At 70.0% G+C, this 20427-nt stretch carries 18 protein-coding genes; 4 read left to right on the plus strand and 14 right to left on the minus strand.

Going from position 1 to position 20427, the window contains the following annotated elements; genetic code table 11:
* Nucleotides 1–349: 349 nt before the first annotated feature.
* Nucleotides 350–688, plus strand: coding sequence for a thioredoxin family protein (locus EHO50_RS12435; protein ID WP_128429948.1), 339 nt, complete (start codon nt 350–352; stop codon nt 686–688).
* Between the two features lie 231 nt (nt 689–919).
* On the opposite strand, the gene EHO50_RS45820 is transcribed toward EHO50_RS12435, so the two are convergent.
* Nucleotides 920–1201 (minus strand): RICIN domain-containing protein, encoded by a 282-nt coding sequence (locus EHO50_RS45820; RefSeq protein WP_342786918.1) that lies wholly within the window; start codon nt 1199–1201, stop codon nt 920–922.
* Nucleotides 1195–1437, minus strand: coding sequence for an RICIN domain-containing protein (locus EHO50_RS44960; RefSeq protein WP_246101170.1), 243 nt, complete (start codon nt 1435–1437; stop codon nt 1195–1197). The genes EHO50_RS45820 and EHO50_RS44960 overlap by 7 nt, the downstream gene beginning before the upstream one ends.
* A gap of 1182 nt (nt 1438–2619) precedes the next feature.
* On the opposite strand from EHO50_RS44960, the gene EHO50_RS44965 reads away from it, so the two are divergent.
* Entirely contained in the window at nt 2620–2808 is a 189-nt protein-coding gene (locus EHO50_RS44965; protein WP_246101121.1) for a peptidoglycan-binding domain-containing protein, read from the plus strand.
* Nucleotides 2809–3025: 217 nt separating this feature from the next.
* On the opposite strand, the gene EHO50_RS12450 is transcribed toward EHO50_RS44965, so the two are convergent.
* The 11 genes from EHO50_RS12450 to EHO50_RS12500 all read right to left on the minus strand — a co-directional run bounded on the left by EHO50_RS12450 (nt 3026) and on the right by EHO50_RS12500 (nt 16838).
* Nucleotides 3026–4297 carry an RsbRD N-terminal domain-containing protein gene (locus EHO50_RS12450; RefSeq protein ID WP_128429949.1) on the minus strand — a complete coding sequence of 424 codons (1272 nt, stop codon included), beginning with the start codon at nt 4295–4297 and terminating at the stop codon, nt 3026–3028.
* On the minus strand, nt 4294–5709 hold the full coding sequence (locus EHO50_RS12455; RefSeq protein WP_128429950.1) for a phytoene desaturase family protein: 1416 nt from the start codon (nt 5707–5709) through the stop codon (nt 4294–4296). The genes EHO50_RS12450 and EHO50_RS12455 overlap by 4 nt, the downstream gene beginning before the upstream one ends.
* A complete protein-coding gene (locus tag EHO50_RS12460; protein ID WP_128429951.1) occupies nt 5702–7441 on the minus strand; it encodes a DUF3556 domain-containing protein in 1740 nt (579 codons plus the stop codon). The genes EHO50_RS12455 and EHO50_RS12460 overlap by 8 nt, the downstream gene beginning before the upstream one ends.
* A 19-nt stretch (nt 7442–7460) precedes the next feature.
* Entirely contained in the window at nt 7461–8927 is a 1467-nt protein-coding gene (locus EHO50_RS12465) for a class I adenylate-forming enzyme family protein (protein ID WP_128429952.1), read from the minus strand.
* A gap of 620 nt (nt 8928–9547) precedes the next feature.
* A complete protein-coding gene (locus tag EHO50_RS12470; RefSeq protein WP_128429953.1) occupies nt 9548–10771 on the minus strand; it encodes an acyl-CoA dehydrogenase family protein in 1224 nt (407 codons plus the stop codon).
* Nucleotides 10768–11724, minus strand: coding sequence for a 3-hydroxyacyl-CoA dehydrogenase NAD-binding domain-containing protein (locus tag EHO50_RS12475; protein WP_128429954.1), 957 nt, complete (start codon nt 11722–11724; stop codon nt 10768–10770). The genes EHO50_RS12470 and EHO50_RS12475 overlap by 4 nt, the downstream gene beginning before the upstream one ends.
* A gap of 49 nt (nt 11725–11773) precedes the next feature.
* Nucleotides 11774–12538, minus strand: a complete 765-nt coding sequence (locus EHO50_RS12480) for an acetoacetate decarboxylase (protein WP_128429955.1) — start codon at nt 12536–12538, stop codon at nt 11774–11776.
* A gap of 45 nt (nt 12539–12583) precedes the next feature.
* On the minus strand, nt 12584–13354 hold the full coding sequence (locus EHO50_RS12485) for a crotonase/enoyl-CoA hydratase family protein (protein WP_128429956.1): 771 nt from the start codon (nt 13352–13354) through the stop codon (nt 12584–12586).
* Between the two features lie 26 nt (nt 13355–13380).
* Nucleotides 13381–14550: a CaiB/BaiF CoA transferase family protein gene (locus EHO50_RS12490; protein ID WP_220096438.1), complete on the minus strand. Its 1170-nt coding sequence runs from the start codon at nt 14548–14550 to the stop codon at nt 13381–13383.
* A gap of 118 nt (nt 14551–14668) precedes the next feature.
* Complete coding sequence (locus EHO50_RS12495) at nt 14669–15589, minus strand: LysR family transcriptional regulator (protein ID WP_246101122.1); 921 nt, start codon at nt 15587–15589, stop codon at nt 14669–14671.
* A 136-nt stretch (nt 15590–15725) separates the two neighbouring features.
* The gene (locus EHO50_RS12500; protein WP_128429957.1) at nt 15726–16838 is read right to left on the minus strand and encodes a catalase family protein; all 1113 of its coding nucleotides are present in this window, start codon (nt 16836–16838) and stop codon (nt 15726–15728) included.
* 550 nt (nt 16839–17388) lie between these two features.
* On the opposite strand from EHO50_RS12500, the gene EHO50_RS12505 reads away from it, so the two are divergent.
* Nucleotides 17389–17697, plus strand: coding sequence for a hypothetical protein (locus EHO50_RS12505; protein ID WP_246101123.1), 309 nt, complete (start codon nt 17389–17391; stop codon nt 17695–17697).
* Nucleotides 17698–17757: 60 nt separating this feature from the next.
* On the opposite strand, the gene EHO50_RS12510 is transcribed toward EHO50_RS12505, so the two are convergent.
* Nucleotides 17758–18429: an SMI1/KNR4 family protein gene (locus EHO50_RS12510; RefSeq protein ID WP_246101124.1), complete on the minus strand. Its 672-nt coding sequence runs from the start codon at nt 18427–18429 to the stop codon at nt 17758–17760.
* A gap of 549 nt (nt 18430–18978) precedes the next feature.
* On the opposite strand from EHO50_RS12510, the gene EHO50_RS12515 reads away from it, so the two are divergent.
* The gene (locus EHO50_RS12515; protein WP_128429958.1) at nt 18979–20382 is read left to right on the plus strand and encodes an MFS transporter; all 1404 of its coding nucleotides are present in this window, start codon (nt 18979–18981) and stop codon (nt 20380–20382) included.
* Nucleotides 20383–20427 lie beyond the last annotated feature (45 nt).

Below are 20427 nucleotides of genomic sequence, written 5' to 3' on the forward strand. Positions count from 1 at the left end.
GTGGACGATGCGCCCCGGCCCGCTCGTCGACGCGCTCATCGGGCATCTGGTCGATGAGCTGGGCCGCTGCACCCCGGAAATCGGCTTTCATGTCGTCGTGGAGGGCGCTGTCCTGGCACGAGCTGACCCATGGGCGCGCGGCGGGCTGCAGCTGGGTGTCCGGCGGGGCGGCCAGGCCGGGTCACCAGGGGCGGGGGGCCGGGCCGCTCGCGCCGGGGACCACCGTGGTTCTGCGACGGCCCCGTGCCTCCCTTCCGACAGGTCAACCGGACGACCGACCGGGCCGGCCTGGCACACCGCGCGAGGGATGATGGGGATGGAATGACGGAACGTGAGGTCAGGAGCTTCCATGACGAAGCGGGTTCACCGACCCCGTGAGGACGCGGAGTTCAATTTCATCCTCGGGATGAGCGGAGTTCCGGTCCTCGCATACTTCACCGGGACATGGCCCAAGGCAATCGAGCCCTGCCGGGTGATGGACCTCGTCGTGGGTGGCATCGCCGACGACTACACGGGCCGCCTGACGGCCGTTCGCGCTGACATCACGCGTTGTCCGGCCGCAACCGCGCGATACGGGATCACCGGAGCCCCGTCCTACGTCCTGCTGAAGGAGGGAGAGGCGGTGGCGCACGGCACGGGGCCTATGACCATCACCGAGGTACGTAAGTTCCTGGACGGCCACCTCTGAGCGGCCGCTGCGGAACGTGCCGCGACGCCCGTCACGTCTCGTCTATGGGAGCTGCGCCGGGAGTCAGCATGCCACCACCAAATCACCCCCAACTACGCTTCCCGGACAGCACTCATTTCACCCCTACCCGAGCCTCGCAGCCGCCCCTCCACGAGGGAGCATGGTGGCGCGAGGCATAGCCGCGCCCCGAACTATGTCGCCCCACCACATGTGCCCCTGAGCTGCACCTTCCTACGGTGTGCCAACACATACCCTCCCCATCCCGGCCGCCGAAGTCAGCACGGAACCAGCACGGGGTTGGCGGCGTGCTGACTCGGTGCTGGCCGACCTGCGTCGCAGCGCGCTCCATTGCCCCTGACGGCAGCAGTCCTGTTTGGACCCGCCGGTGGAGGGCCACTGGATGACGTTGGCTCCGCCGGCGGCGGAGGCGTTGGCGACGTCGGCGCACCAGCCGGTGCGGACGTCGACGAGCCGGTAGTAGCCGCTGGTGGCCGAGGGGGCCAGCTTCACCACTGGTTGTCGGCGCCGTTGTCGGGCAACTGGGTCAGGGGGGCGCCCTGGGTGCTGTTGGGGCTCTGCATGAGCTTGCCGCTCTTGCCGTTGACCAGCCGGAACGATCCGTCAATGCTCGGCAGGAGGCTCCACTGCTGGTTGGTCCCGCCGCCGTAGGGCCACTGGATGAGCGTGGCGCCGTCCGCTGTTGAGGCGTTGGCGACGTCCAGCGCCTTGCCGCTGCCCTGACAGCACATCGCCAAGCCCACTCCGAGCGCAGAGATGCGGCCGTCAGCCGGCGGCGGATTGAGACAACGCCATACGGACTGCGTATCGCTTCACAAGGAAACCGTGAGCACCCTGGCGGCACGGCTCCCCCAACACGCGACAACGACCCAACGCTCCTGCCACGCAGGCCAGTTCACAGATCGCTGGTGTGATCGGGCCCGGAATCCTCGGAGGTTGGTCGAGGAGGACTGCCGATGGGATTCAACGAGGCCGAACCGCTCCGAGCCCGCACGTCGGGGCGTGACCCCGCGCAAGAAGTCCAGGACTCCTTTCAGACGGTCCTGGACGCGCTGGATGCCGCACGCGCCGACCTGTACGCGATGGAGGAGGAGTACAGGCGGACCGCAAACCCGCCAAACCGGCCGCCGTCCTTCGATGACCAAAGCGAAGCAGGCGGGAACGGCGGCCCCGCTCATCCCACCCCGTCCCCGTCGCCGCCCCCGTACCGACGGACACAGGGGGTGGGGCCTCGACCTGAGCTGGTTCCGGTCGGCCCGCAAGGCCTCTTACCGTCGGTCGCGGACCCGCCGCACCCCGGTCGCCTGCACCGGGCCCCGCAGGATGCCGCGGTCGAGCCGCTGTGGTCACGCGGTAGGCGACCGGAGGCAGTCCCGCCACCAGAGGCGGCAAGGCCTCCCGCCACGAGCGACGGAGGCCCGACGCGCCCCGAGCCGCCGGCCGCCTTCCCGCCCTGGGCCACTTCCCCGGACGGCGCGCACCGCACGACCCACCCGCCTGCGGACACCCCCCACTCGGCCGCCCGCCAAGGCTCGGCTTCGTCAGCGGACCGCCTCGTCGCCCCGCCCTCCCTGGCGCCACAGCGACCCGAACCCGTTCGCACGCATGAGCAGAAAGGAAGGCGAGGGCATCGGCGCATCACCGACCGGCGGCACACCCGCGTGGCCGGAGTCTTCGGACTGGGTGCCGTGAGCGGATTGATCGTTGCCTCTTCGCTGCTCGGCAACGGGCATTCCGCACCGGCAGTGCCCCCCGCCTCACTGGGACAGCCGGACCTGCCCCTGCCTGAGACGCCCGCACCCGCGGTCCCGTCCCCGCCTTCCGGGCAACCGGGCCGGCCTACGCCTGGCAACACCTCTCTCCCCGAGATCCCGGGCACCGGGGTACTGCGCATCGGCGACAGTGGCCATGGGGTGTACGAGTTGCAGGTACGTCTGCTCCAGATCCCGCACGCCTACCCGGGCGGTGCCATCGACGGCCGCTTCGACACCGAGGTGCAACAGGCTGTGGCCCGGTTCCAGGAGCGGTACGGCATTCGCGGGGACGAGACCGGCGTCTACGGCGACAACACCCGGCACGCTCTCATGCTGCGCACGAAGTAGTCGCCGACAGCCCTGCGTCGCACGCCAGGCAAGTCCTGGGCGGACCCGCCGCGCGACTGCGGGACACACGCCCGGGCGCTTCTGCCCGACGCCCCCTCCGGCTGCATACGCCCCGACGCGTGGTCACCCGGCCGTCGGCGAGTTCGTCGAGCGGACCCGCGACCAGGGACCGAAGGTGCGGGCCGGTCAGGCCGCGAGTGTTGCCGCCCGCGCCCCGTCATCGCCGCTTGCGGCGCAGGACCTTCGCCCCGTGCCAGTGGCACACGTTGAGAGCGAAGTGGAGGTCGAAAGCGTCGGCGTCCAGGTTGAGGTGGTGGTGGTCGACGGCCCGCTGGACACGGTAGTGGACGGTGTTGCGGTGGACCATCAGCTGGTCCGCGGTGGCGGCGTAGCTGCGATTGGTGGCGAGGAAGACGCGCAGCGTCTCGCGGATGAGTTCGCAGCGGGCGTCGTCCACGGCGAGGTCGCCGAGGGTGTCGGAGACGAAGTCGGCCAGTTCGCGAGGCTCGTCGACCAGCAGGGCGACGGGGGCGACGCGGGCGAAGGCGACCACCCGCGGGGCGCCGGGCCCCGCTGAGAGGGCGAGGGTCTTGGCGCGGGCGGCGGCGCGTGTGCTGCGGCGGAAACCGTCGAGTCCCGGTCGGACGATGCCGAGAGCGGCCCGCACCGGGAGCGCGGCGGCGGCGAGTTCGGCGGCGACCGTGTCGGGGTCCACGCGGCAGTCGGGTCTGACGGCCAGCCATATCCGTGCGTGGGCCTCGTCGGTGTGAACGAGCAGGGGGCGGCCCTGGGCGCGCAGCACGGTGTGCAGCAGGGAGGTCAGCCGGTCGAAGACGGCGGCGTTGTCGGTGGTTGCATCAGTGTCGTGGCGCCAGACCTCGATGGCCAGGTGGCTGCCGGACAGCGGGTAGTCGAGGGCGGTCTCGGCCTGCCGCGGATCGACCCGCGGGTTGTCCAGAAGCTGACCCACCCAGTACTGACGCAGCACACCGCGGGTGTCCACCCAGCGTTCGCGCTCCTCCTCGTAGGCGCGGCCGATCTGGTCGCAGACCCGGTCCAGATAGGCGGAGGTGAGGTGGACCAGGGCGATGACGGTGCCGGCCGGGTCCGGCAGCCCGAGCCGGACCGCCTCCCCGAGGACCAGGTCCAGGCTCTGCGCATGGCCCAGGCGGTAGGCGCGCAGCAGGGCCGAGAGCGGAACGTCGCGCTGGGCGAGCCGGCGGGCGTACGAGACGGCCGAGGCGGGGGCGTCCACGGTCAGCGGATCGATCCGGTTGATGATCACGTGCAGGGCGGTGACGATGTTCTCGGTGATGCTGGCTTCCAGGAGTCCGTGCAGCGGCTCGTCGTGTTCCAGCTGGGATATCTCCGCCTCGGTGGTGGCGACCAGCTTGGCGATGAACTCGTCCCGGTGCGCCTGCACCACCTGGGCCGCGAGGACGACCGGATCGGGTGCCCCGTCCGCCGGCCGCTGCACGGGGCCGTTCACCGGGCCAGGTACCGCAGCGCGGAGCGGGCGGCGTTCGCACCGCACATGCCGTGCACTCCGGCGCCGGGCGGGGTGGCCGCCGAGCACAGGTAGACACCGGGGATGCCGGTGCTGTAGGGGTCGGCGGCCAGGCGGGGGCGCAGCACTACCTGCCGTGCGCTGTTGGCACCGGCGACGATGTCACCGCCGACGAAGTTCGTGTTGTATTGGGCCAGTTCGGCGGTCGAGCGCACCGCCAGCCCCACGACCCGTTCTCTGAAGCCCGGCGCGAACCGCTCGATCTGGCGCAGCACGGCCTCGGTGGCGTCACCGGAGTAACCATGCGGGACATGGGCGTACGCCCAGACGGGGTGGACGTCGTCGCGGGAGCGGCCGGGGTCGGCCAGGTACTGCTGGCCGACCAGGACGAACGGGCGCTCGGGCATCCGCCCGCCGGCGGTCTGCGCCTCCGTGCGGACGACCTCCTCCAGGGTGCCGCCCAGGTGCACGGTGCCGGCGCGGCGGCATGCCTCATGGGTCCAGGGGATGCCGTCCTGGACGGCGAGGTCCACCTTGAAGGCCGCAGGGCCGTGCCGCCACCCGCGGTAGGCCTGGCGCACCCGTCCGGGCAGCCGGTCGCCGCAGATGCGGGCCGCGGCGCCGGGCGCGGTGTCGAGCATGACGATCCGGGCCGGGGCGAGTTCGGCCAGGGACTCGACCCGCACGCTCGTCTGGATGGTCCCGCCGAGCTGGGCGAGGAGTGCGGCCAGGGCATCGGTGATGGTCCGTGACCCGCCGCGGGCGACCGGCCAGCCGAAGCGGTGGGCGGCGCCGACGAGCATCAGCCCGACTGCGGAACTGGCCGGCCCGGTCAGCGGATACATCAGGTGCGCCGCCGCTCCCGCGAACAGCGCCCTGGCTTCCTCGGTGCGCCAGCGCCGGGCCACCGCCGTGGCCGGCTGGAGCGCCCGCAGCCCGAAGCGGGCCAGCGCCACCGGGTGGGCGGGCAGATGAGGCACCGGGCGCAGCACATCTTCGGTGAGCGCGTCGAAGTCGGCGGCCAGCGGGGCGAACAGCCGCTGCCAGGCAGGGCCGTCCGCGCCGAGCCCGCGCACGGTCGCCTCCAGGGAGCGGACCAGCACCCCGGCCCGCCCGCCGTCCAGCGGGTGGGCCAGATCGACCTCGGGCCACGCCCAGTCGACGCCGTACCGCTCCAGGCCGAGTGTCCGCAGGAAGGGCGAGCCGACGCCCAGCGGGTGGACCGCGGAGCAGTGGTCGTGCAGCAGTCCGGGCAGGGTCAGCTCGCTGCTGCGGGTGCCGCCGCCGATCTCGTCGGCGGCCTCCAGGACGGTCACCTTCAGGCCTCGCTGGGCCAGGGCTACGGCGGCGGCCAGCCCGTTCGGGCCGGCCCCCACCACGATCGCGTCACTCATGCGCGGCCGCCACCTCGGTCGCCGGTCGCGGTGTGACGAGGGGCTCGACGGGAAACGCCGACGTCTCGTCGAGCCAGGGTTGCCGGGTCACCATCTCCCCTACCTTCACATGGCCCTCCTCGATCAGGCCGGTCGCCGCGTCCACGATGCGGTAGTGCTGGCTCTGGCGGTGCGTCGGCTGTGACTCGAGCAGGACGACGCGCAGGTCGCCCGGCGCGAAGCCGCACCGCTGCTGTACGGCGGCGATCAGCTGCTCGTCGTGCAGATGGCCGTCGCCGAAGTTCCAGCCGAGGACCGCTCCCGCCACCGTCTCGCCGTCCCGCACATCGTAGGCCTCCACGTCGTCCAGGGCCCGCGGCAGCAGTCCGACCAGCGCCCGGCCGTGGCTGTGCATCGCCCGCCAGGCCAGCCCCTGGTGCAGCACCAGCTCGGCGGCCTCGGCGCCGTACAGGCGGGTGAGCTGGTCGACGGGCAGACCGGACGCCTTGACGATGTGCTCGTTGAGCCGGTGCTCGGTGCCCTTGCGGAAACACCAGAGGCTGGTGGCCCAGTTGCCGGCGTAGTAGCGCATCGAGGGCAGGAACGACACCAGGTCGGGGCGGACATGGCCGAGCACCGGGACCGCCACCAGGCTCAGCACCAGCACCGCGGCAAGCAGCGGGGAGTGCAGGGCGAAGGCGCCGACCGCGGCGTCGTGGCCGAAGAGGACGAGCGCGGAGTAGATGAAGAAGACGTTCCACTCCAGCGGCACGCCCATCGGGAAGGTCGACATGATGTGGAGGTGGAAGACGACCATCACGGTCAGGGCGATCGTAGTGACGGGCCCTCCGTGCGACAGCACCAGGACCAGGGGCACCACGTACTCGATGACCGTGCCGCCGTGCGCGGCCGCGGCGGCGAGAGCGGACGGCCGGAGATCGTCGGGGTAGTGCCGGTACAGCCGGCGCTTGAACCAGGCCGGGCGCAGCGGACTGTTGCTGATCATCACCGCCACCACGAACGGGAAGTGGCGGTTGAGCTTGGAGGAGGCGGCGCCCCACCACAGGGCGAGCATGACCAGTTTCAGCGCGGCGGTCTGGTCGGTCACCGGGAAGAGGAAGACCAGCAGCGTCAGCCCGTAGTGCTCCGCGCGGGCGGCCAGGAAGACGGTCTTGTCGCGCAGCCCGAGCAGCGCGAGCAGCGTCGCGAGGACGGCGACGCGCCACGGCGCCAACACGCCACCACCGCCGGCGTCGCCCGGCGTGAACAGCAGCCACACCGCCGCGCCCAACACCGCGGCGTACAGCGTCACATCGGCGGCCGTACGCCGCGTCCCGGAGGTGAACGGGATCCTGCCCGGCCACGAAGGCAGCCGTACGGTGCCCGGGCGCAGCCAGTGCAGGAAGGCGCCGACCGGCGGCAGGAAGTGCGAGCTCAGCGGGCCCGAGCCGCAGCCGAGGCCCAGGATCTCGTACAACAGCGTCCAGACGACGAGTTTCTGATAGACGATCGGCTCCGCCCACCAGGAACCGAAGTCCGCGATGCCGCCGATACCGGGCGTCGCGGAGACGACCGCGATGCCGCCGAGCGCGTACGCGGTGATCTTCACCAGGTACAGCAGGTGGACGACGCCGGGAGTGCCGAAGCCGTGCAGGGCCCAGTGCTGGGCCAGCGGCCTGATGCGCTGGTGGTAGGGGCGGGTGCGCCACTGCCGTACGTCGATGTCCGCCGTGTTCGGTGCGAGGAATCCCATGACTGCCTCCCGTTCCCGTTCAGCCGGCCGTGGTGAGGGCGCTGGTGGCGGCGGTCCTGGCCCGCAGTGCGGGTTTGTCCGTCTTGCCGACGGGGTTTCTCGGCAGGCGGTCGACGAGGGTGATCTCGGTGGGCACCTTGAACCTGGCCAGCCGGGCGCGGCAGTGTTCGAGCAGGTCGCTGGTGTCTGCCGCCGCGCCCGGGCGCAGGGCCACGAAGGCCACCGGCACTTCGCCGAGCCGCTCGTCGGCGGCGCCCACCACGGCGGCTTCGAGCACGTCGGGGTGGTCGCCGAGGACGGTCTCGATCTCCTTGGGGTAGATGTTCTCCCCACCCCGGATGATCATGTCTTTGATGCGGTCGACCAGCACCAGATAGCCGTCCTCGTCGAAGCGGCCGACATCACCCGTGTGCAGCCAGCCGTCGACCACGGCACGGGCGGTCGCCAGCGGGCGGCCCAGGTAGCCACGCATCACGTTGGGCCCGCGCACCACCACCTCGCCGGTCGCTCCGGGCGGCATGATCCGGCCCTGCGCATCCATCACGGCGACCTGCTGGCCGGGCAACGGCAATCCGACCGTGCCGGGCTTGCGCGGACCGTCCAGCGGGTTGGTGGTGGAGGCGCAGGTGCCCTCGGACAGGCCGTAGCCCTCCAGGATCGGGATGCCGTAGCGCCGCTCGAACCGCTCGATGAGCGCGGGCGGCATCGGGGCCGCACCACAGGCGGCGAAGCGCACCGAGGACGTGTCGGGCGCGGCCTGGTCCGGCAGTTCGGCGAGCATCGAGTAGATCGCCGGAACCGCGGAGAAGCAGGTCGGGCGGACCGAGGCGACCAGATCGAAGAAGGTCTCCGCCCGGAACCGTCCGGCCACCGTGACCTGGCCGCCGGCCAGCAGCGGGGACAGCACGCCGACCACGATCCCGTTGACGTGGAACAGCGGCAGGATCAGCAGGCTGTGGTCGGTCTCGGACAGCCGGGCGGCGCCGATCATCATCCCCGCCATGGCGGCGAGGTTGGCGTGGTCGAGCATCACGCCCTTGGGGCGCCCGGTGCTGCCGCTGGTGTAGATCAGCAGCGCGAGCGCATCCGCGTCCGTCTCCGGCGCGGCCCTGTCCTCGGGCCCGGTGGCCAGCTCGGCCACCGTGACCGCCCCGGTGAGCGGCGACGGCTCGGCGGTGACGATCACGACGGCATCCGCGTCATCGAGCTGGTGGCGCCTCTCGGTCTCGGTCAGCTCCGGGTTGACCGGGGTCACCGTCGCGCCGAGCCGCCAGGCGGCGAACAGCGCGACGACGAAGTCGGCTGTGTTGGGCAACAGCAGCGCCACCACGTCCCCGCGTCCGGCGCCCCGCGCCCGCAGAGCCGCTGCGGCTCGCCGGACGCGGCGAATGAACGCTGCATTGTCGAGAGTTGACACATCGTCAGCGATACAGGGACCGTCCGCTTCCCGCCGGGCTCGCAGATCTGGCAGTTCCGCGATGTGCATGTCGGCTCCTCGAAGTACGTCGACGGACGTCGGCCGGACGGGGTTCGCGTCCCTGGGAAGGCGGGACGGATGTCCGGTACGTGAGGAGAGACGGTACGAATCGGCGGTGCTCCCGGCCCATGGGCGCGGACGACGATGCTCGGGGCGGCACTTGTGCGCAGCGCACAGGGCGGGTGCCGGGCGGCGCCGGTCGCGCACCGCGCCGAGGGCCGCATTGCTCCGGATGCGGCAGCATGAGCGGGACTCCGGGACGCGCAGCACAAGCGCAACTCCTGGGCGCGGCAGCACAAGCGCACTCCGGGGCGCGGCAACGCGAGCGGCGACTTCACGGCTGGAACGGCAAGGCGCGACTTCACGGCTGGAACGGCAAGAGAGCACCTCCCGGCCGGATGGCCCCGAGCGCGACTTCCGGCCGCGCGGGCAGGGGATCGTGGCCGGATACGCACATGCGCGGCTCCTGGCCGAAGCACCACAGCACAGCCCGCGACCGGGGGCACATGCACCCCCCGGTGGCCTGGCACAAGCGCACCTCACAGCCACGGCAGCGCCTGAGCACTGGTCCGCGCCGACCCCGAGGACACTGCACTCGGAGCCGGCGCGGGGCCTGTGGGAGCTGACGGTCAGATGAAGGCGCTCTCGCCGGTGACCGCCTTGCCGACGATGAGGGTGTTCATCTCGCGGGTGCCTTCGAAGGAGTAGATCGCCTCGGCGTCGGCGAAGAACCGGGCGATGTCGTAGTCGAGGACGATGCCGTTGCCGCCGAAGATCTCCCGGCACCATCCCACCACCTCGCGCATCCGCGAGGTGACGAACGCCTTCGCCAGCGAGGAGTGCTCGTCCCGGAAGACGCCGGCGTCCTGCAGTCGCGCGAGCTGGACCAGCATGCCCCAACAGGCGGTGATGTTGCCGAGGCTCTTGACCAGCAGGTCCTGCACCAACTGGAACCGCGCGATCGGGCGGCCGAACTGGCGGCGCTGCTTGGCGTAGTCCAGCGCCAGCTCGTAGGCGCCGATCATCACGCCGAGGGCCTGCCAGGCGACACCGCTGCGGGTGGCGCGGAGGATCTCGGCCACATCGCGGAAGGAGTCGATCCGCTGCAGCCGGTTGGCCTCAGGCACCTTGACGTCGGTCAGGGTGATCTCGGCGTTCTCCACGATCCTGAACGCGATCTTGTTCTCGATCTTGACCGGGGAGAAGCCCGGGGTGTCCTTCTCCACCACGAAGCCCTTGACCTTGTCGTCGGCCTCGTCGCGGGCCCAGACCACCACCAGGTCGGCGAACGTCGCGTTGCCGATCCACCGCTTGGCACCGTTGAGCACCCAGTTCTCGCCGTCCCGGCGGGCGGTGGTGCGCATGCCGCCGGCCACGTCGGAGCCGCCGAGCGGTTCGGTCATCGCGAAGGCGCCGATGGTGTCCAGCGCGGCCATCGAGGGCAGCCAGCGGTCCCGCTGTTCCTGGTCGCCACCGCGGTAGATGCTGTACATCGCCAGACCGTTGTGCACGCCGAAGAAGGTGGCGCTGGAGGCGTCGGTGCGGGTGTACTCCATCGACAGCATGCCGACCAGCAGATTGCTCCCGGCCGGTGAGGGATCGCCGTAGCCCTCGTAGGGGACACCGGCGAGTCCGAGTTCGCGGAACCTGCCGATGAGTTCGCGGGGGAACTCCCCCTTGGCCCAGTACTCGTTGACCAGCGGCTTGACCTCGGAGCGCATGAACGACCGGGCGCGCAGCAGCAGTTCGCGCTCGTGCGGCGGCAGCAGCGACTCGACGTCGTAGAAGTCCGCGGCCAGGCGCTCGTCGACGGAAGCGATCTCGGATGCCTTCTCGGGCAGTACGGCGGTCATGAACGGGTCTCCTTCTCCGGGCTGGTGGCGCTGTCGCGGGCGGACAGCACGGCGATCTGCTTGGCGTCGCGTTCGTGGCTGAGGTCGGCGTAGGAACGGGAGCCGTAGGCGTCCTCGACGGCTGCAACGAGCCGTTCGGTCTGTTCGGGGCTCTGCTCGGGGCGGCCGAGCGAGTCCCACATCTGCTGCATGGACACGCCGATGTGCTCGGCCATGTGCCGGTAGCCACCGGGGCCGCCGCCGAGGTGCGCGCCGAGGAACGGCCCCACCGTCGCCCAGCGCAGGCCGAGCGAGTTCACCATCACGGTGTCCAGCTCCGCCGGGCTGACGACGCCCTGCTCGACGAGGTAGATGGCCTCCCGGCTGAGGGCGTTCTGCAGGCGGTTGCCGACGAAGCCGGGGATCTCCTTGCGTTCGACGACCGGGACCCGGCCGACGAAGCGGTAGAACTCCACGGCCCGGGCCACGCTCTCCGGCGAGGTGCGCTCTCCGGGCACCACCTCCACCAGCGGTACCAGGTGCGGTGGGTTGAATGGGTGGCCGATCAGGATGCGGCCGGCGTCCTCGATGGTGTCGGTGAACGCCGTCGACGGAATCGCCGAGGAGGAGCTGAGCAGCAGCGCGTGCGCGGGGGCGGCGGCGACCAGGTCGCTGAACAGCTTCCGCTTGAAGGCGACGTTCTCCGGGCCGTTCTCCTGCACGACGTCGGCGTCGCGTACCGCGTCGGCGAGGTCGTCGGCGATGTGCACCCGCTCGGTGAGGCCGCTCACGTCCAGGCCTTGCGCGGCCAGATGGCCGGTGGCCTGGTCGAGTGTCTGGTCGACGGCCTCGGCCAGGTCCGGCCGCGGGTCGGTGATCCGTACCCGCATGCCGTGGCCGGCGAACAGCGCGGCCCAGGACAGGCCGATCGTCCCGGCGCCGACGACCGCGGCGGCGGTGAAGGGCTTGGTCATCACATGTCTTCTCTCTGCTCTTCTCTCTGCGTCCGTGGCCTGGCCGTGCTCACCGAGCGAAGTGGGCGGGGGCGGCGGGGTGGGCCAGGTAGTCGTGGACGGGCTTGACCGGCGCCAGGGTCAGATCGGTCAGGATGTGGCTGGCGGAGACGATCTCGCGGACCGGCAGGTCGGCCAGCGGTGCCAGCGCGTGCGCGAACAGCTCCAGCCGGGCGGGGCCGGTCCAGGCACCCTTCACCGTGATGTCGGTGATCTCGGTGCGCACCAGCTGGGCGACCTGCGGCGCCCCGTCGAATCCCGGGACCAGCTTCAGCATGTACGTCGGCACACCGACCTGGGCCACGGCCTCCTCGACCGACAACTCGTAGTGCTTGTAGCCCATCGTCGCGGTCGCCACCCGGAGAGTGCCGACGTCGAGGACCCCGACCAGCGCGCCGTGGTCGACGTACAGGGCGGGCGAGCCTGCCGTCTTGGGATAGGCACTGGCCTCGCGGCCGGACGTGATGGCCGGGAGGTTGTCCAGGTACATGGCGTGCAGATACTCGCCGCGCTCCCCCTCGTGGCGGACGGGGATCGCCTGGCCGGACTCGGTGTACGGGCCGTACCCGCTGACGTCGCCCATGCGCATGACCTCGAAGCGCACCAGCGGCTCGTCGATCTCCAGTGGTTCGGGTACCACCGCGCGCAGCGCCTCGGGGTCGGTGCGGTAGACGATGTTGAGGTACTCGCGGTTGGTGAAGCGCGGCACGACCGGTGGATAGGCCGGGTTGGCCAGCGGCGTCGCGATGTGCCGGGGCACGTCCTGCTGGTTCATGGTGTGTTCTCCCTCGGGTCCTGGGGTCCTGGGGTCCTACCGGCCCTACCGGCCCTGCCAGACCGGGGAACGGCGTTCGGTGAAGGCGGTCATGCCCTCGCGTACGTCGGCGGAGGCCGCGAGCGAGGCCATCACCTGCGTCTGCGCGGCGAACGCCGCCTCCTCCGGGGCTCCGTCGGCGGTGCGGACGAGTTCCTTGACGGCGGCGAGGGCCAGTGGGGCGTTCTGCGCAATGCGCTCGGCCAGGCGCAGTGCGGCGGCGACCGTCTCTCCGGCCGGGACCACATGGTTGGCGATGCCCAGTTGTCCGGCGCGTTCGCCGGAGATCGGCTCGCCGGTCAGCAGCAGCTCCATCGCCAGGTGGTAGGGGATGCGCTTGGGCAGCCGGATCACTCCGCCGCCCGCCGCGATCAGTCCGCGGCTGACTTCCGGGAGGCCGAAGCGGGCGTCGTCGGCGGCCACGATCAGGTCGCAGCCGAGGGCCAGTTCGAATCCGCCTCCCATGGCCCAGCCCTCGACGGCGGCGATGAGTGGCTTGGTCGTGCGGGCCTGGGTGAGACCGCCGAAACCGCGCCCCGGTATCTCGGGCGATTCGCCGGCCAGCGCGGCCTTGAGGTCCATCCCGGCGCTGAACGTGCCCTGGGCTCCGGTGAGTACGCCGACCCGCAGGGCGGGGTCCGTTTCCAGGTGGTCCAGTGCCGCGGACAGTCCGGCGGCGACGGCCGCATCGACCGCGTTGCGCGCCTTGGGCCGGTCGATGGTGATGAGCAGGGTGGAACCGTTGGCCTCGGTCCGCACCTCGGTGGTGCTGTGCATGGTGTGTGTCCTTGGTTGACGGTGGGTCAGCGGCCGACGGCGAGTTCCCGGAAGACCTCGTCGGTGTGCTGGCCGGGCAGCGGGGCGGGCCGGCGGACCGATCCCGGCGTGGCGGAGAACCGCACCGGGATGCCGATCGAGCGGATGGTGCCTTCGCTGGGGTGGTCGACCACGTCGAGCAGCCCGCCGCCCCGCACATAGGGGTCCTCGGCCGCCCGGTCGAGTTCGAGCACGGGAGCCATCGGGATGCTGTGCTTGGCGCAGACCGAGGCCCACTCCTCGGTGGTCAGGCTCGGCGAGCACTCCCCCACCAGCTCCATCAGCGCGTCGACGTCGTCATCGGCGATGGACTCGCCGTTGACACGTGGGTCAGCAGCAAGGTCGGCGCGGTCGGCTGCGATAAAGAAGTCCCGGAAGTTCTGCGGGTTGTACGGGATGACGCAGGCGAGGCCGTCCTTGGTGGGTACCGCTCGGTGGCCCCGCTTCATCGACAGCGGGAACCCGGTGGGGCCCTGCGCGGGTTCGAAGACATGGCCGGCCAGGTGCTCGACGAGGTTGAAGGCGATGAGCGTGTCGGTCATCGGGATCTCGATGTACTGGCCGGTGCCGGTGCGGGCGCGGTGGACGAGCGCGGCGAGCACCGTGTAGACGATGGTCAGCGCGCAGACCTTGTCGCCGATGATCGTCGGGAGGTACGCCGGGGTCCCCAGGGCTCGGTTGGCCACGTCGACCAGGCCGGAAGCGGCCTGGACCGTCTCGTCGTAGGCGGCGTTGCCGGCCCGGTCGGAGTCGCTGCGGAAGCCTTGGGCGTGGGCGTAGACCAGGCCGGGGTTGCGGGCGGCGATGGCGGCGTGGTCGAGGCCGAGGCGGGCGAGGGCGCCCGGGCGCATGTTGGTGACCAGTATGTCGGCGCTGTCGATCAGTTCCAGGGCCCGTGCCCGGTCGGTGTCGTCCTTCAGGTTCAACGCCACGCTGCGCTTGTTGCGGTTGACGTTGAGGTTGAGCGGGGTCATGCCGGGTGTGGTGCGGTAGGGGCCCACCCGTACCGTGTCGGACGGCGACTCGATCTTGATGACGTCGGCGCCGAGGTCGCCGAGGATCTGCGTCGCGTAGGGCCCCATCACCACCGTTGACAGATCGATCACCCGTACGCCGTCCAGTGGACCTGTGGTGCCGACGGCCGTGATGTCCATCATCACTCCTGTTCACGTGTTCACGCAGTAATTTCATGGCGAATGTTTCCACCGACGACGTTATGCGTGAACGAGTTAAGAAGGAATGATCAATTGACGAACGCGGGTGTGACCACAGCGGTCAGACGGACATGACCTCAGTGAATATCTGCCGCGCCAGGGCGGCGACACCGCTCAGGTCGCCGCCCTCGCCCGCCCGGTCCTTGCGAAACAACAGCCCTGTGGGCAGGGCGGGTTGGAAGCCGTCGACCGGCAGCACGGCCACGTTGTCCAGCCGGTACAGGTGCATCGGGCTCTCCGGCGAGAGCATGGTCATCGAGAAGGCGATACCCGAGGAAATCAATTCCGAGGTACCCGAGTAATCCGCCATGTTGATGCGGATTCTTTTCTTCACGCCCCCCGAATTCAGTCGGGCGTCGATTTCCTCGAAATAGGCCGGGGTGGCGTCGTACGGCACCGCCACATAGGAAAGATCGGCCAGCTCTTCGAGGGTGACCGACTCCCGCCCCGCGAACCGGTCGGCCGGCACCGCGGCTCCCAGCCGCTCCCTCATCACCTCGATGATCTCCAGCGCCGGGTCGGAGACCGGCAGCCGGGCCAGCGCCATCGCCAGCTTCCCGTCGTGCACCGCGTCCGCCAGGTCCGCCGAGGTGCCGGGCCAGCGCTTGAGCTCGCACACCTCCTGGCATGCCTCCTCCAGCATCCGGACCCGTTCCCGCAGCAGCGGGTGCACCCCGGCGGGCATCCCGATGAACAGCCGGTCCAGCCGCGGCCGCACCGCCTCGCTCAGCCGCCACGGGATCGAGTTGACCCGCTCGAGGATGTCGCGCGCCATCGGCAGCAGGGCGGCGCCCGCCGACGTCAGATCGACCCGGTGGGTGGTGCGTTCGAACAGCTCGTGACCGAGCTCGCGTTCCAGATCCTTGATCCGCTGGCTCAGCGGAGAAGCTGCCATGTGCAATCTGCGTGCCGCCTGCGAGAAGTTGAGTTCCTCGGCGACGGCGACGAAGTAACGCAGGTGCAGCATGTCCACGACGGCCACACTACCGACGTCAACTGGGCCGGGCGGCCGGAGCGTCAAGAGGGTGGCCCGCGCCACTCCGGAAAGCCACTCCGGAAACGCGTGCCGTTCCGCCACTGCCCGTTTGCCGCGGCTTGCGAGCTCCGGCCGAGGCGGCTCAGCCGAGCAGTTCCGCGCTGCCGGCCGGTTCGCGCCGCTCTTGTCCGTTGATGCGGTGCCGTTCGATGGAAGAGCGCCGGTAGACCTCCTGCCGCACCCGCTGAATCTCGCCGAGGGGCCGGTGCTCCTCTCGCGAGCGCCACGGTGTGACCGACGTGGCGTCGGCGGCCACGAGGTTGTCGTCCCCGCCGATGTCCTGGCGCGGCAGGTCAACCCGGGCGACCGTCACCCAGGGGGACAGCTCCTCGGGCCACTTCACGGAGGTGTTGTCCACCGGCATCCGGGCCAGATCGGTGTTGAGCTGCACCTGGAGCTCGAAGGAGTGGTCGCGCTCCGCCACCTCGGCAACCAGAGTGCGGCGGAACGCCTCGTTGTCCGCGCGCACGTCCACGATCTGGTGCGTGAGAGCGGCCAGGGACTCGGCCGTCGGCACGGTGCGGATCTTGGCGATGTGGTCGCCGTACCGGAAGGCGCCCATGCTGTTGTAGGTGTACGACAGCAGGTTCCGTCGAGGGACGGTGGTGAACGAGAGCATGGCGAACAGTTCGTCCCACAGCCAGCCGTCGGGATCGGTGAGCGTGCCCCGGCGGGTCAGGAACTCCGCCATCCAGGTCTTGCGGCGGGCGGGGTTCACCAGGGCCTCGGGCAGCTCCGCGAAGAGCTCCTCGATGACCATGTAGTCGTAGGCGGTGTTGGCGAAGAAGACCTCGTTGTTGATCAGGTTGAGGTCGAAGGTACCGGTGTCCGGTTCGTCGGCCAGCAGTGTGGAGCCGGGGACCCCGAACAGCTTGATGCCCATCCCGCACGCCGCGCCCAGTTGGTGGTCGGGACGCTGGTGGCCCAGGCCGTTGGAGTAGCGGACGACGGCGTCGTACACGGTGGGCCGGGCGAAGATGCCCTGCCCGTGGAAGCCCCGGTTGTCACCGACAGTAACAGTGGCCTTGAGGAGGCCGTACGTCTTTCCGTGGGCGGTCCGGACGGCGCGGCCGACGGCCTCGCGCTCGACCGAGGCGCCGGTGCGCTGCGCCACCTGCGCGACCACTGCGTCCAACTCCTCTTGATAGGTCGGACGTTCAACGGAGCGGTAATCCGCGTAGCGGACGGGATCCATGGTGCTGCCTCCCTGTGATGGTGCTGTCGACTCCAAACGCTAGCCAGCAATTAAATTGTGCACAACATAACCTGCTGTGATGAATCACACGCGCGCGCTGGAGCCACAGGGCAGCTGGCCTTCGCCGGTTCGTCCAGCGTCCGGGACACGCGGCACAAGATGGGCCGGACCGTGTGCGTCGGAACCGATCAGGTGTTCCACCTCAACCGGATCCGTGTCGAGGCGTTCTCCGGGGTAGCCAAGGGAAGTGTGCGACCTGCTGGTCAAGGGACACGTCGAGGCGTATCGCGGAATCGGGTGTACCAGCTGAGCGACGCCTACCCGACCAGCACCACGGCCCCGCTGTGGGGTCCCGTTTCTGGAAGGCCGCATAGTCGCCGATCGGGTCGCGTCCGCTCGTCGTCGAGTGAAGTGGCCATCGCCGTCTACCAGGGAAACAGCGCATGGCCCCAGCTCTTCACCTCCGGTAACCGGTTTCAGGCCCAACCCTGCTACGCCCGACGGATCGTGCGACGAGTACGCGCCCGCAAGCACGTACCAGAGTGGCGGCATGCCGAACGGTCCGAACCAGGTCGCCTCCGGGAAGGAATGCGCACAGCTCTACACCAAACCCATGACAGGCGGAACGTGGGGACTGCTTGCAGAAAACCGCGACGGCTACACCGGCCCGAAGTGGAACGAAAAGTGTGGTCGTGCCTCCGTCCCCACGGATCAGAACACCGGCGCCTTCCTCGACCTCGGCATCGAGTTCGTTCCCCAGATGCGGCTGCTCGACAAGGAGGGGTTCCTCATCAGCGATCCCGGCTTCGAGCACTGCAAGAACGCCGACACGGTCTGCGCATGGAAGAAGGTCGGCTGACCTGACCCTTAACTGACCAAGCCTGTGGCCGGAGCACCCTGTGGTGTTCCGGCCACAGTGCTATGCGAAGCGTGTCCAGGCCGGGTCCCGCGGATGTGCCGGACCCTCCCACACCAGGGCCTGATCGACGAGACCGGGCACCTTCGTGTCCTGGCGTCCGTCCGCGTACTCCACGCCGCGGTTCTCGTACAGGGCATCGGCGACTTCGATGAGGTAGTCGGCAAACGACGGCCACACGCCCAGCTTGGGGATGCCGGCCTCTTCGAAGGTTCCGATCCGTCCGTAGCCGGGGCCTGGGGTGCAGTCCGTGAACAGCCCGTACAGACCGCTGCGGTCGGTCGCGGCGAAGGCCAGGTACCGCACCATGGGGTCGTCCGGCAAGCCGATCGTGTGAGGGCCTTCATCCCAGTAAGGCAGATGCTGCACCGGAGGGATCCCATGCTTCCTCGGCAACAGCCAGGCTGTTTCCTGTCCTTGCAGGGGGAGCCCGGTCTCGGGTTCGGGTGTCCAGCCGCAGTCACCGGGGTGACCCGTGCCGTTGCGGAGGCGGTAGAAGGCCTTGAGGCCCGGCGGGACGGTGAGGTCGAGTTCCTGCTCGACCTCACGGATGTCGGCCTCCGGGGCGGGCGGAGGAAGCATCCGGTAGGAGCGCGGAGCGTGCTGCTCCAGCCACTCCTCGATCCTCGCCCAGGCGCCCGCCACGGCCTGCTCCTGCTGCTGATCGCCCGTCATACCCGCGACCCTACGGGTCTCATGCCGCTCTCCGGCCACAGGCATGTCAGCGATGTACCACCAGCAGACGAAGAACCTGCTGGCACGAACTCGCGTCCCGCGAAGTCCCTCCAGGACGCCACAGATACGGGCACTGCGAGATCTCATTGGCGAGCTAGTCAGCGGTGGGCTTCGGGATCGCCGGACAAGGCCGTCGCCTACGAAGCCTCGCCCGACGAGCCCAAAGGCCGGAGTTCAACGCTGCGTTGTCACCACCAAGTCATCACGGGAGGGGTGAAGGCTGGTGATGACGTGGCCTTTTAGTCAGCACCAAACCAGCACCGGAGCCAGCACCCTGCCGTCAAACTACGCCAAAATACGCACACCCGACCGACCTCGTTCGCCGCCAATCGAGCTCCTCGTTCGGGCATAGAGACCCCCCTGACCTAGAGGCCACGCTCACACTCCGACCGCGAACTATGTTGTCCCACCACATGTGCGCCTGGCCTGCGGATTCCTACGGTGTTCCGACACGAACCCGTCCCCACCGCACACGAGGAAGTGGCGCACATGGCCTCCGGAACCACCGCTCCCCCACCACCCGCGAACCTCCGTCGCATCGTCGCCGCCAGCCTCATCGGCACCACCATCGAGTGGTACGACTTCTTCCTCTACGGCTCCGCCGCCGCCCTCGTCTTCAACAGGCTGTTCTTCCCGGAATCCGACCCGCTCGTCGGCACACTCCTGTCCTTCCTGACGTACGCCGTCGGATTCGCGGCCCGGCCGCTGGGTGCTCTCGTCTTCGGGCATTACGGCGACCGGCTCGGCCGCAAGAAGCTGCTGGTGTTGAGTCTGCTGCTGATGGGTGGGGCGACCTTCGCGATCGGGCTGTTGCCGACGTACGCGACCATCGGGTCCGCCGCACCTGCGCTGCTGACCATGCTGCGCCTGGTGCAGGGCTTCGCGCTGGGTGGTGAGTGGGGCGGGGCCGTGCTGCTGGTGTCCGAGCACGGGGACGCGCGGCGGCGCGGCTTCTGGGCCTCGTGGCCGCAGACCGGCGCGCCTGCAGGGCAACTCCTGGCGACCGGCGTGCTGTCCCTGCTGACGGCCGTCCTGTCGGACAGCGCCTTCAACACATGGGGCTGGCGCATACCGTTCCTGCTCTCGGGCGTACTGGTGATCGTCGGTTTGTGGATTCGTCTGTCCGTCGATGAATCACCCGTCTTCAAGCAGGCGTTGGCACAGGCGGAGGCACGCAAGGTCGCGCAGGCGGGCACGACTGCGAGCTCAGGCGCGGCCGAGAAGCTGCCGCTGGTCTCCGTGCTGCAGCACCACTGGCGGGACGTGCTGGTCGCGATGGGCGCGCGCATGGCGGAGAACATCAGCTACTACGTGATCACCGCCTTCATCCTCGTCTACGCCACCACCTCGGCCGGCGTCTCCAAGCAGACCGCCCTCAATGCCGTACTGATCGCCTCCGCCGTGCACTTCGCCGTCATTCCGGGCTGGGGGGCGTTGTCCGACCGCGTCGGCCGCCGTCCCGTCTACCTGCTCGGCGCTGTCGGTGTCGGGCTGTGGATGTTCCCGTTCTTCTCGCTCATCGACACCGGTGGGTTCGGCAACCTGATCCTCGCCGTGACCGTGGGCCTTGTACTGCACGGCGCCATGTACGCGCCCCAGGCCGCCTTCTTCTCCGAGATGTTCGCGACCCGGATGCGCTACTCCGGTGCCTCCATCGGCGCCCAGTTCGCCTCGGTCGCGGCCGGCGCGCCCGCGCCGCTCATCGCCACCGCGCTGCTGTCCGACTACGGCAGCTCCACCCCGATCGCCCTGTACGTCATCGCCGCGGCCGTTGTGACGGTGATCGCGGTGGGCGCCGCCAAGGAGACCCGCCACCGGGACCTTGCCGAGGTCGAGTCCCCCGCGGACGCGGACCCCGCGACGACCCGGGCGGCGGACGCGCGCACTGTCTGACATCTGGCCGAACGACCAAACCCCTGGAACCAGCCCCCGTACGCC

The sequence above is a fragment of the Streptomyces cyaneus genome (assembly GCF_004028635.1).
Lineage (GTDB): Bacteria > Actinomycetota > Actinomycetes > Streptomycetales > Streptomycetaceae > Streptomyces > Streptomyces cyaneus.

Bases quoted from the DNA above. Each gene is read 5' to 3' on its own strand.
- EHO50_RS12455 (WP_128429950.1), bottom strand. From the start codon at position 5,709: ATGAGTGACGCGATCGTGGTGGGGGCCGGCCCGAACGGGCTGGCCGCC.
- EHO50_RS12490 (WP_220096438.1), bottom strand. From the start codon at position 14,550: ATGATGGACATCACGGCCGTCGGCACCACAGGTCCACTGGACGGCGTA.
- EHO50_RS12470 (WP_128429953.1), bottom strand. From the start codon at position 10,771: ATGACCGCCGTACTGCCCGAGAAGGCATCCGAGATCGCTTCCGTCGAC.
- EHO50_RS12505 (WP_246101123.1), top strand. From the start codon at position 17,389: ATGCCGAACGGTCCGAACCAGGTCGCCTCCGGGAAGGAATGCGCACAG.
- EHO50_RS12480 (WP_128429955.1), bottom strand. From the start codon at position 12,538: ATGAACCAGCAGGACGTGCCCCGGCACATCGCGACGCCGCTGGCCAAC.
- EHO50_RS12475 (WP_128429954.1), bottom strand. From the start codon at position 11,724: ATGACCAAGCCCTTCACCGCCGCCGCGGTCGTCGGCGCCGGGACGATC.
- EHO50_RS12485 (WP_128429956.1), bottom strand. From the start codon at position 13,354: ATGCACAGCACCACCGAGGTGCGGACCGAGGCCAACGGTTCCACCCTG.
- EHO50_RS44960 (WP_246101170.1), bottom strand. From the start codon at position 1,437: ATGTGCTGTCAGGGCAGCGGCAAGGCGCTGGACGTCGCCAACGCCTCA.
- EHO50_RS12500 (WP_128429957.1), bottom strand. From the start codon at position 16,838: ATGGATCCCGTCCGCTACGCGGATTACCGCTCCGTTGAACGTCCGACC.
- EHO50_RS12460 (WP_128429951.1), bottom strand. From the start codon at position 7,441: ATGGGATTCCTCGCACCGAACACGGCGGACATCGACGTACGGCAGTGG.
- EHO50_RS12435 (WP_128429948.1), top strand. From the start codon at position 350: ATGACGAAGCGGGTTCACCGACCCCGTGAGGACGCGGAGTTCAATTTC.
- EHO50_RS12515 (WP_128429958.1), top strand. From the start codon at position 18,979: ATGGCCTCCGGAACCACCGCTCCCCCACCACCCGCGAACCTCCGTCGC.
- EHO50_RS12510 (WP_246101124.1), bottom strand. From the start codon at position 18,429: ATGACGGGCGATCAGCAGCAGGAGCAGGCCGTGGCGGGCGCCTGGGCG.
- EHO50_RS12465 (WP_128429952.1), bottom strand. From the start codon at position 8,927: ATGCACATCGCGGAACTGCCAGATCTGCGAGCCCGGCGGGAAGCGGAC.